At 62.9% G+C, this 11,589-nt stretch carries 9 protein-coding genes; 4 read left to right on the top strand and 5 right to left on the bottom strand.

Going from position 1 to position 11,589, the window contains the following annotated elements:
- Together NSE01_RS20720 and NSE01_RS20725 are read right to left on the bottom strand one after the other, a co-directional pair.
- Nucleotides 1-711 (bottom strand): ArdC family protein (locus NSE01_RS20720; RefSeq protein ID WP_147161476.1); only part of this gene is annotated, 711 nt, incomplete at its 3' end.
- Nucleotides 712-878: 167 nt separating this feature from the next.
- Complete coding sequence (locus NSE01_RS20725; protein WP_147161469.1) at nucleotides 879-2,867, bottom strand: ParB/RepB/Spo0J family partition protein; 1,989 nt, start codon at nucleotides 2,865-2,867, stop codon at nucleotides 879-881.
- Nucleotides 2,868-3,292: 425 nt separating this feature from the next.
- Between NSE01_RS20725 and NSE01_RS20730 the strand changes: the two genes are divergently transcribed.
- The 4 genes from NSE01_RS20730 to NSE01_RS20745 all read left to right on the top strand — a co-directional run bounded on the left by NSE01_RS20730 (nucleotide 3,293) and on the right by NSE01_RS20745 (nucleotide 8,552).
- Nucleotides 3,293-3,943, top strand: a complete 651-nt coding sequence (locus NSE01_RS20730) for a hypothetical protein (protein ID WP_170233923.1) — start codon at nucleotides 3,293-3,295, stop codon at nucleotides 3,941-3,943.
- A gap of 194 nt (nucleotides 3,944-4,137) precedes the next feature.
- Nucleotides 4,138-5,868 (top strand): coiled-coil domain-containing protein, encoded by a 1,731-nt coding sequence (locus tag NSE01_RS20735; protein WP_246135314.1) that lies wholly within the window; start codon nucleotides 4,138-4,140, stop codon nucleotides 5,866-5,868.
- Between the two features lie 22 nt (nucleotides 5,869-5,890).
- Entirely contained in the window at nucleotides 5,891-7,798 is a 1,908-nt protein-coding gene (locus NSE01_RS20740; RefSeq protein WP_147161472.1) for a hypothetical protein, read from the top strand.
- Between the two features lie 241 nt (nucleotides 7,799-8,039).
- Nucleotides 8,040-8,552, top strand: coding sequence for a DUF6933 domain-containing protein (locus NSE01_RS20745; RefSeq protein ID WP_147161473.1), 513 nt, complete (start codon nucleotides 8,040-8,042; stop codon nucleotides 8,550-8,552).
- A gap of 65 nt (nucleotides 8,553-8,617) precedes the next feature.
- Here the strand turns inward: NSE01_RS20745 and NSE01_RS20750 are convergent, their stop codons facing one another.
- From NSE01_RS20750 to NSE01_RS20760, 3 genes are all read right to left on the bottom strand, one after another.
- A complete protein-coding gene (locus NSE01_RS20750; RefSeq protein ID WP_147161474.1) occupies nucleotides 8,618-9,352 on the bottom strand; it encodes an RES family NAD+ phosphorylase in 735 nt (244 codons plus the stop codon).
- Entirely contained in the window at nucleotides 9,349-9,762 is a 414-nt protein-coding gene (locus tag NSE01_RS20755; protein WP_147161475.1) for an MbcA/ParS/Xre antitoxin family protein, read from the bottom strand. The genes NSE01_RS20750 and NSE01_RS20755 overlap by 4 nt, the downstream gene beginning before the upstream one ends.
- 53 nt (nucleotides 9,763-9,815) lie before the next feature.
- Nucleotides 9,816-11,589 (bottom strand): strawberry notch C-terminal domain-containing protein (locus tag NSE01_RS20760; protein ID WP_371863233.1); only part of this gene is annotated, 1,774 nt, incomplete at its 5' end.

Genomic DNA, 11,589 nt, shown 5'->3' on the forward strand with positions numbered 1-11,589 from the left:
GGCGACGAGTTCTTCGGCGGCATAGGCCGCTGTGCCGAAGCGGTTCTTGAGATCACGTCCTAGACGGCTGGCATGGCCGGTCCAGTGCGACAACTCGTGTGCGAGCGTGGCGTAGTAGTGATCGAAACCAGAGAATAGGCTCGTTGGCGGCATTGTGACGCGATCCGCAGTCGGTTCATAATAAGCTTCGCAGTCTTGGTGGCGAAGGTTGACGGGGATGGCAGCGAAGAAGGCGTCGAGCTCGGCCTCGCGCCCTTCGGGCTCGACAAGCTCCAATGTCGTGGCCGGATGAAAGCGCTCGGGAAGCCCTTCGACCTGATCGGCATTGAAGACCGGATAGGCCTTCAGCACCCGGCGGGTTTCGTCGGTCTTTTCGCCGGTAACGGGGGCTTCGACCTCCTTGGTGTAGCTCTTGTAGAAGATCGCGATGGTCGACTTCTGGCCCTTGCGAACCTGGGCTCCGAGCGATTTTGCCTGGTTGTAGGTCATCCAGAATGGCGAAGCGTAGCCGCACATGTCGGCGACCATCCACAGCCAAAACACATTCATGCCGCGGTACGGAATCCCGCAGGCCCGCAAGGGACGGGAGACCGGGACACCGCGCCACGGCTTGATCCACGGCTTGGTGCCTGCTTCCAGACGGGCGATGATTTCCTGGGTGATGCGGGTGGCGGGCGACAAGCCGCTGCCTTGCCCCTTGCGATAGGCCATGATCGTTCTCCTGATTGCGGCATCTGGACGTTCGGCGACAGGTTCGCCGTTCAGTGCCACAGGGTCCCGAGCCTCCTCTGCTCTGCTTCCAAAAAGGAAGCGGCCCTCCGGCGTTAGCCGAAGGACCGCTTCTCGAGGTACGAGTGGCCTTGCCTGTCAGGAGGAGGTCAGGCGGCCAGCTCGCGGGGGGTATGAATTTCGCCGTCGACACCAGGCTCAGCATCAGCTGCGTCGATCTCGGCTTCGCCCGCCTCCGGCGCAGCGGAGGCGAAGCGCATGACCTCAGGCACCCAGGCCAAGGCCTTTTCACGGACCTCGACTTCGGTGATGTAGGTGCCAGAGAAGACGCGCTCCGCGCTCATCGCGAGGTCCCCCTTCTTGACCGAGGAAAAGCGTGAGGAGAGCTCGAGACCGCCAACATCAGTCAGCGCGTCAAGGATCACCTGCTTCGACACCCGGTCAAAGTAGTTGGCCGCTGTCGGGCGCCACCACTGCGCCATGTCGATGCCGATCAGGCTTCCGAGATGATCTTGGAATGGCAGCTGACGCTCACCGGCCATGTTGAGGCTCGCCTCGAGCGACCGGGCAACGACATAGCCAAGCCAGGCTGCGCGGCTGTCCTCGGGCAGCGCCCGAAACAGATCGAAGCGGGAGATCGCATCGTCACCAGCGCGCCAGCTTTCGTCGAGACTGGAGCGGAACTCGGCAAGCCCGCTGCTCGCCGGAGCATCCTTGGCTTCGAAGCCGATGATCGGGCCTGCCGGAACAGGCGCGCGCAGCGTACTCGCAGCCCGCGCCCGCCAGTCGTGGGTATCGGCATCGGCGAGCGTGAAGACCATGATGTCGAGCGCCAGACCGGGGTCGGATGCAACGTGCAGCGCCAGAACGTCCCGGCGCTGCATGGCGAGCTCGTCAACCAGGCGCTTGGACAAGGTGGTCCGGCGCTTGTCCGAACCTTCCCCGCCACCAACGACTTCGACCCCATCGTCGGCTTCGGCGGGTTCAGCCTGACGCTCGCCGTAGAACACCGGCTGGAGAACCGGCGTGCCATCGCGGGAGAGCACCAGGACCATGCCTGCCTCGGCCTTGAGCTCCGCCGCGATGACGGGCGGTCGGGCTCGGATATCCTGACATTCGCGTTCGATGGCTTCGATGGCAGCTTCGGCTGCCGCCACGGCTTCCTCGGCGCTATCCTCATCTTCGAGGATCGACGCATACTCGTCATAGGAGGCATCGAGTGCGTCGAGCCTCGCCAGTTCCGCTTCGGTGAGCGGCGCCGGTTCGGCAGGAAGCCGAACCAGCCCTTCGACCAGATCGTGGCTGGCGTAGGGATCAAGCGTGGGTTTGACCCAGGCAAGACCCTGCTCGGCGGCGAGGGCTTTGGCCTGCTCTTCCATCTTTGCCGCCGCGAGGCTTTCTAGCAGCGCAACATCGACCCAGGATTCGCTGTCGTCGTTGTCGAACAGTTCGCGCTCGATCCGGCCGCCGGCGGTAATGTAGGCATCGCGGCCGACAAGGCGAGCGCGCGGATCGCTGCCCCGGACAGTCCCGGAGAGGACCATGCGCCGGATGCTGTCGGGGTTGGGTGCATAGTAGGCCGAGGAAACCTGCTCGAAGACACGGGCCTGGATTTCCTGATCAGAGGTCGCACCGAAGGCTTTCGCGATGTCGAGGGTGATTTGGCCGGAGGCAAGGGCATCAAACACGACCGGCGCGAGCGTAGCGAGGCGCAGACGGCCTTCGACGAAGCGGACGGTCAGACCGAAGCGGCGAGCAACGTCCTCGACAGTCGCCCCACCTGCCACGAGCGCAGCGAAGGCCTGGGCTTCATCGGCCGGGTTCATGGCCAGACGATGGAAGTTCTCCGCAAGGCTGGTTTCGACCGCTACTTCGGCGCTGTCTTCGAGCACAAGGCATGTAACCTCATGATCGCGGGCGAGGATCTTTTCGTCGGCGAGCGCGAGCATGGCGCGGCGGCGACGCTCCCCGGCTTCGACCTCGAACTTGCCCTTGGCGGCGGGTCTGACGATGAGGTTCTGCAGCAGACCGTGTGCAGCAATGCTCGCTCTGAGTTCGGCATCTGCAGCCGGATCGCTGTGACGACGGACATTTCGGAGAGATTGAACGAGCTTGTTCAGCGGAATCGATTTGATCATGGGACACACTCCTGATTGTGAGCCCGGTGCATCGACCTTCGACGCCCAACTGGCTCAATCAGGGCAAAGCCCACTCCCCTCTCATGCGTTCGCAGCGAATATCCCGACAGGCACGGCAATGATCGATGACGATGGCTGGGACTAAGCGACCGTTCCGCAGCGAAATGTCGAATGGCAGGTCTTCTCAAAAGCCGGTGTCCGACCGGGATCGCAGAGCGTCGGATATTGGGCCGATCACGGACTGGCAGCCCCCAAGCAAACCTATGCGTCATAGCGGCGACGATGGCGACACGACTATTTCTCTGCAAGAAACGGGTCTTCTTCACATTTGAACGATTTGGGGTTTTCAATTGCATTCATGGGTTACATCATCTTCATAATGGTGACGGGCTGTCCGGGGTAGACAAGAACAGGGGCCTCTTGTGGTGTCTGAAGTATCTGGGGCGTCTGACCGGCAGAGTGCGGTAAGGTTGCTCGCATGTATTGATGCTGCGGGGGCTACGGCAAACGCAGACCAGTGGGGCGAGGATGTCGTTGCTACGCTGCACGCGCAGTCGCGGCTACAAGCGCTCGACTTCTGGATGCGCAATCCGGACTATCTTGCAAATGAGCTTCTTACCGTCTTCGAGGAAACGGGCGACGCATCGCTCATCCATCTGGCCGAACGAATATTCGATGATCGCGAGCCCGATCTCCGGCGTCTGCCGATGATCCGCTATCATTTCGGGGCCTTCGAGCCGCTCGACAATGCGCTGTCGATCTTGGTCGCGGCAGGTCTTTTGAAGATCAGGCGCCAAGGCTCGCCCGGCCAGATCCGCGAGCATATCTATCTGCTGACGATCAAGGGGCGCGAGGCAATGGCGTCTCTGGCCGAGGCCGCGCCGGAACTGGCCTGGTATCGCGACCGAGCGGCGATCGTCACGCGCATTGCCGGCGACAAGGGCGGCAAGGCTCTCAAGGATCGGCAATATCTCCAGGCTGAATATGCCGGGACCGAGCTCAACCATATCATCGCGCCGATCACCGAGCGCGTGCGAAAACGGCTGGACGCCATATTGGAAAGGGCCGGACGATGACGGCAAGCTGGCTGGAGACGGTGGCGGAAAAGGCGGGCATGAGCCCGGCCGAAGCCGAGATAGCGCTTCGCAGGCGGGGCATTACGGCGGACCGTCCGATGCGCCCGGCGCGGACGCTCACCATCACAGCCATCGCGTTCAAGGGCGAGAAGGGCGGCAAGGCGCAGGGCGCGATCGATTTCTGCTGGAAGGGCTTGAAGCCGGGCATCTGGGCGATCACCAGCGAGAAGAATTTTGCCGGCAAGTCGAGCATCATCGAGATCATCCTGTGGTGCCTGCGCGGCACGCCCAAGGATCTGCAGGGCGATGTCCGCAAATGGCTGAGCTGGGTTGCCCTAGACTTTCTGGTCGATGCGCAGCCCTATCGGATCGAGTTCACCGTCGATGCCGGTGTTCCGACCGGTACACTGATGCTGATCCGGCCAAGTGGCGCGCCAACCATCGTCGATCACTTTTCGTCGGACGAGGGTTTTGCGGCCGGCATGTCGCAGTTCATGATGAACACGCTCGACCTCGATCCCATTCCCGCGATGCAGGGCAAGGACGGCGACAAGATGGCGGTCGAACATGGCTGGACGGCATTGTCGGGCGGGCTCTATTTTGGCGGCGACCACAAATTGCTTCTCGGTGACGTACAGATGGGTGGCCTGCCCGCGCGTATGCTGCAGATGTATGTGGGGCTCCCCTGGGCGCTGACGGTCATGCAGGCGCGCACCGTCAAGAAGGAGGTCGAGCAGGAACAGGACCAGAGCAACAAAGCCGCGGCGCGCGCGGCGGAGGAAACCGCCAAGGCACGAACGCGCCTCGAGGCCGATCTCGCGGCGGCGCAGAAGACGCTGGCAGGGCTGAGTTCGACGCAGGCAACGGCAAAAGAGCTTGAGCGACTGGCAGGTGAAGTGGCCCGGCTTTCCACGATCGCGATCGACCAGGCGAAACGCCACGCTACAGCGCAGGCCGAGCTCAAGGCGCTGCGGGAGGTGGCCGATACCGATGAGCGGGCGCTGCGCAATTTGCGCGAGAATATCGTCGCTGAGCAGTTCTTCAACGGACTGGAGCCGGTCTGCTGCCCGCGCTGCGAGGCGAAGGTGTCGGGCGAGCGCATCAAGCGGGAGAGCGTCGATCTCAACTGCTCGCTTTGCGCCGAGCACATCCCGGTCGAAACCATGGAGGGGGTGAGCGAGACCATTGAGGCCGGCGAAAGGCGGGCACAAGCCTCGAGCGCCGCCGTGGAGCGCGCCGTCGCCCACGAATCTGCGCTGCGCCGGCTTGCCGATGATGCGAGCAAGGCGGTCGATGCAGCGCGCAAAGCGCTGGAGGAAGCGGCGACGGGGACAACCTTCCAGCAGCGGCGGGAGGCGGAGCTAGCCGTTGCGCGGCTCGAAGGAGCGCTCAAGGAGCGCAAGATCGACGCGGTGGCCCCGACGCCCTCCCCTGATCTTGCGCTCGTGCGGGCTGCCACCAAGGAAGCCGAGACCGCCTATGACGAGAGCCGCGGCGACATATTGCAACGGCTGAGCGAGGAGATCCTCACATTGGGGCAGCGCCTCGGCGTGAGGATGCTCGAGGGCGTCAAACTAGGATCGAACGCGACGCTGGCCCTGACCAAAGGCGGCGAAAGCACCAGCTTCAGCAAGGTCACTGCGGGTGAACGATTGCGGTTGCGGCTCGCGACGGCGGTCGCTTTGTTGCGCGTCGGCCAAGAGCGCGGCCTTGGGCGCCATCCGGGGCTCCTGATCATCGACTCGCCGGGCGCCGAGGAGGTCAGCGATATCGATCTGGCCGCGCTGCTGGGGGAGTTGCAGACGATCGCGAAGGAGACGCCGGGCCTCCAGATCCTCGTAGCGAGCGCCAATCCGCCGGCGATCGTCAGTCAGCTCGGCGAGGACCGGTGCCGGATTGCGGATAAGGATGCATATCTGTGGTGATCGCGCACGCGAGCGTCGCGGCGTGACGGTCATCGACGCGATATCCAGATGCCTCGCGCAAGGAGAGGTCGTGACGCTGGAGCGAATTGGCGGCGCCCATCGCCTCGCATTGGAGCGGGATGCACTGTTGCAGGCACCCTTCCTCGACGTGCTAGTGACGATGACGGTTACGGCGCCCGAGACCGACCAGGCCATACTCGATTCCTTGTTGACCGATGGCTTCGCAGCAGCGCCCTCGCCCACGGTCCTACGCGACGCGGCCCATCTGCTAATCGAGGCCCCGCATCTGCGGGACCGTCTCGGACGGACGCTGACACCGATCCTAGTTGATAAGGTCGCCGATCGATCCGATCCGCGGACCGACCTGATCGCGGCCTATGCCCTCGAAGCGCTCTTCCGCCTCGCGCTAGCCGACGCCATGAATCCCCACCGGCTGCTCGCGCTTCTCACGGAAATTGACGGGACGCCGAGCGAGCTGTTCGCAGCTCATGCGGCAAAGCTCCTCGGCGCAGCCTTCACGCAATGGGGCGGCAGCGATCTCATCGCGGCGCTCGAACGCCTGCTCCCTTCAGCTGAGGCCGAAGCCGCGTTCGAGCTCGGGCTAATCACGCTGGGCGATGGCCTCGCGCAGGCGTCCATGCCCGACATTCTCGGTCGCCTCGAAGCGGCACAGCTGCTGTTCAGGCAAGCCGCCTGGGCCGACGAGGATCGCGCCGATGCCGTCGCCTATGACGCGATCATCGACATTATCCGCGGCTTCTGGAACGAGGCAGGCGCAGCCGATCTGCATGCATCGCTCTCCCGACTGGAGCGAGCCATCACCGACCGACAGGCTCTGCTGCGGGCAGCGTCCCTGCCGCCTTGGCTCGCGCCGCGGGCGGATCGCGAGATCGCCTGGGTCGGACTGGCTCGGGGCGCGCGGCGGGCGGTCGACGATCTCTCGCGTCCCAGCTGGCTGAACGCCGCCGCGACGCTAAACGCCTTGCTGGCGGTCTATGACGCGGAGCGAACCGTGAAGGCAGGCCCCGGCCTGTCGCTGCTTATGCGACCGCGTATCGAGGCGGCCTTTGTCCGCGAGCGCGGGCTAGCGGAACATCTCGACCGGTTGCTGCGAGAACCCGACCTCTTTGGGATAGAGGCTGGCCTTGCGACACAACTTCGGACTGGTGTCCAGCGACGCAGCGAGGAGACAGAAGCTTCGCGAAAAGCTGAGGAGAACGCTTCGTATCCGCTGCTGACGAGCGTTCTCCATGGTCTCCCGGGGGCCGACCAACTGCCCCAGATCACCGCTGCTGCACTCGAATCTGCTCTCGGTCGACAGGCAAATCAGGCGGAGCGGTTCACCAATCCTGTCATCAATCAGCTCTTCCGCGAGCTCACCGCAGCGGTCGCGTCGTGCACGGACTACCAGGGCGAGACGAAGGATGGATTTGACGCCTTGCTGGCGCAGATCCTTATGTTCTGCGCAGACCGCCAAGATGCCGGACGCAAGCAACTAGGCCCACGAACCGATTATCTGCGAGCGGATGACGCGAAGGAGGGCGACCTTCAGTCTGACTTGAGGCAGTTCATCAAGGGCAACCTCACCACTGCGGAGGTACTGACCGAAGTGGATGGCATCGCGACCGGCCGCAGCGATATCTATGTCGGGTTCGGGGGTGTGCGGTTCATCTCAGAGCTCAAGCGCCATTTTGGCGCTGTCGATCGTGAAGTGGCCAGGTCCTATTTCGGGCAGGCTGGCGCCTATCAGGCGACCAATGTGCGTCTCGGCTTTCTTGGCATCCTCGAACTCGTGGGCCGTCCGGGCCCACCCCCGACGATCGCCGATTGCCTCTGGCATACAGACTACATTCCGGAAGGATCCACGCTGGCGCGGCACATCATCGTGTTCCGTGTACCCGGCATGCTTAAAACGCCATCATCCCTGTGACGGTACCGCGAGCGTCGCGTTCCAAAGCCATTTAACTAAGATCGGACCGATAGAATGGCCCCCGCTCCCAGCCATGCCCACGCCCGCTGCGACGGGGATGAACGAATGAACGCTTGCGACAGAAGCAATCATTGCCCCTTCGTTCGACAAACGACGTATTCTGGTCGGCCTTTGCCATTTTAGCGGCGAAGCCGGCAGCTTCGGTGGACGCGCTGGACGCCGAACACTATCGTTCGCCGCGATGTTCCACCTCCATTGCACCAAGAAGCTGCTTGATCGGATTAGACCGGAAATCGTTGCGCCTGAGCCAAGCGACACCGCACTGGGCAACTGGTATGCCACGGCCATATTCTGGAAGCCGCAAGTGGCTTTGCTGGTTTCCGAACAGACGCTTCTTCCCGTGCTTATGCCGCTGGCCCCAGCAGCCACGCTCGCTCGAAGATTCCCTGCACAATTGGCGCTGGTTCTGAAGGAGCACGGCGTCCCTTCTGAATTCATCGCGCAAGAAGTCTGGCGGATGGACCAGGTCCGGTACGCAAAGACTGCGAATCGGAGCGTTGTTGGCATCCTCAATGAGTTCGTTAAGCAGGCCGAATTCTGGCTGGCTGCCTATGCCTATGAGAAGGGTGATGACGACGACCTTCTGGCGATTTCCGCCAAGCTCGCGGAGACACCGTGTAGCCCGCTGTACAAGGGACCTGTTTCGCCGGACAAGGCCCTCGACAAACTCGTGAAGGCTGCATCGCAGATTTGAGACTGCTGGCCGGAAACTGTGCTCCGAGATCCTACAGCACTCGGCGGGAAGCCCAACTCATGCCGTCAGACGGGATCGGGCGGCAAATCGACAATCCGGAAGACAGCGCCCGATCCGGCATCACGGACAAGGTCAACGTGCGCCCCATCCCAGTGATAGTCGAGGTGCCGCCCCTGTAGCGGGTTTAACGCGCAGTCGGGGTGGAAGAGCGCGACACATTCTCCTCCGTGATGCCGGATGCTCGGGTAGGCAATCCCGTCCGATCCCGCGCCCCTGAGGTGCCGCGCGAGCGCTTGAGATGCGGCATAGCTTTCGGGATCGAGCGCCGGAACTGGCTCCCCCGTCGGAACTCGCAAATCATGCAGGTCTGCATCGACCGACATGACGATCTCCCGGAATTGCGACGTCCAGCCAGGCGCTTCGTGGGTTCGGGCCATGAAGCGGGCGTGATGGTGAATCGTCTCGAACAGTGCGGTTTCAAAACGGTCCCCAACGTAGAGCACGCCGTAGCTGCCATCCGTAAACCGGCTCGGTCGATCGGTGCTAACGTGGGTGAATGGCGCCATGAGGCAGGAGGCGCCGTTGCCGCCAACGCGGCGGTCAACCGGAACGAGGTCGAGGTTACCAATAGTCGCCATGATGCGAGGATTGGTCTTCTGCTCTGCCGAGATGAGCAGTGGCCAGTCGGCTGGATCAGCGATGTCCTCGAACAGGTCGATCGGTGGAAAGGCACTGCGGATGATCCTGACAGCGCCCTTCCACTCAACTCTAGAAACGGTGATATCCGCCGTTCCGCTCACCAGCCACCGCGCTCGGCGTCGAGATAGCGACGCACCCGCATAATGTCGGTGAGCTCGCCTCCGAGCATTACGTCTAGCGCACTGGCTCCGCCGAACGCATCGTTAGCCGCCCTGATCCAGGCATAACCACGGGCCGCTTCCGAGAAGATGATCCGGAGCGCCTTATGGGTGCCCATAAGGTTAGACAGACGAGCGCGGCCATCGCGCGAGACGCGCCCGGGGCCTTCCGCCTTCCATCGCCGATAGGAACGCACCGGCATGTCGAGCAGAGTGGCAGCCTGCTCATCGGTCAGTTCCCATTTGCCAAACAGATTGAGGACTGCCCGGAACATGGCAGATGCCTCGTCCTGGGTAATCGGATTGGGACGGAATGCGGTAACGGCAGTATCAACGGGTTGCAGAGCCAGCATGGCATTTCTCCATATGGCATCATATATTCTTAATAATGCCATTTGGCAAGTGGCTACGCCAATGATGCCAGTCTCGCAATCACACTCGCTGCGCCATCGATCGGCACGAAGAGCCGTGTCTGGTAGCGGATGATCTCGGTAAAGCAGCCTTGGGCCTTGTACCAGTCGAGACGGGCTACGCTCCAACCGTTCAGCTCAATTCGCTGTGAGCCATTGACCAGGCTGCGTTTGACCATGAGCTTCTCGCGGCCCGCGAATTCCATGGCGCGGCCCGTCGCCAGGACGGTCTGGACAATGTCGTCGGCGGAAAGCGTCTGTTCCCGTTCGAGACCCACCGCCCGGCACAGTTCGGGCACGCAATGGACGGGAACCTCACGGCCTAGCAGCGAACGACCATCCGCCGCTGAGATTCGGCTCACCCTCACGAAATCCGAAGGGAGCTTGTCCCAGACCGGCAACAGGAGGCCCGTCGCAAGATAGAGGTGCTCGCGCTTGTGGCTGATCCGAGCTTCCTCGACCTCGACAACCCATGCATCGCGGAAGGCATCTATGGAGATGTCCTCCCAACTGCTCTCAGCCAATTGATCCTCGGTGATGTGACTGCGCTTGAGCGGACGCAGCAATTCGAAGCGGGCCACGCGCGTACCGTCATCGGAGAGAATACTGCGGGCGGGCACAATCAGTCCGACCCGACCTGAGCGGGTGTTCCGAACCGGCCGCTGTCGCTGCCCGGTGACGCCGTGAAGCGCCTCGAGCCGCTTTAGGGTGAGCGGCTTCAGAGCTCTGGCGATCTCCAGTTCCAGCAGATGGGTCGTCGCACCTGAGGCCGGATCGGTGCGCAGCAGCGTGTCCGACAGGACCGTGAAGTCCTCGACCGCGATGGTCTCGAGGCCGAGGTCGAGTGTGCCGGCCTGCCGGGCGGCATCGATGCGCGCATCGACCAGCCCCATGAACTCGTCGAAGATTGCGTTCTGCAGGGCGATAGGCAGCGCGAGGATACGATTGAGCCACCGCTGGATCGACGGTAGGTCATCGACCATTGAACCATCAGACGCTTCAATCCGCAGGCCTGTCAGCTCCTGAAATCGTCCAAGGCTGACCGCTTCAAGCTTGCCGGTGAACAACAGCCCGAACCAGCGATGGAGCGCTTCCTTGGCGTAGATGCTTTCGAGATTGTCGGCCGGATCAAACAGGTTCTGTCCGCCGGTCTGGCGCTGCCCGCGCGTCAGAGCGCCAAGACTGTCCAGTCGCCGCGCGATAGTCGAGATGAACCGGCGCTCGCCGCGCACGTCGGTGGTCACCGGCCTGAACAGCGGGGCTGATGCCTGGTTGGTGCGATTGGTCCGGCCGAGCCCCTGGATTGCGGCGTCAGCCCGCCAGCCCGGCTCAAGGAGGAAGTGGACGCGGCGGGCCTGGTTCCTGGCGGCAAGATCTGCATGGTAGCTGCGCCCGGTTCCCCCAGCGTCGGAAAAGACCAGGATGCGCTTGGCGCCGTCCATGAAAGCCTGGGTCTCGGCAACGTTGGCGCGCGGTGAACGCGATTGGAGTTTCTGACGACCATCGCGGCCGATGACGAGCCGGCGCGTTCGGCCGGTGACTTCCGCCACCTGATCAACGCCGAAGCGTTCGATGATGGCATCAAGTGCAGTGGCGATGGGCGGCAAGGCGCAGAGCTGCTCGATCATCCGGTCGCGTGCGGCCAGTGCGGAGCGGCATAGCACCGGTGCGCCATGCTCGTCGCTCATCGGCTCTGAGCGAGGGTTGCCGTTTTCGTCGGTGAACACTGCCATCAGGCGAACAGGAAAGCTCTTGGCGAGATAGTCGATC

It is taken from the genome of Novosphingobium sediminis (genome assembly GCF_007991615.1).
Lineage (GTDB): Bacteria > Pseudomonadota > Alphaproteobacteria > Sphingomonadales > Sphingomonadaceae > Novosphingobium > Novosphingobium sediminis.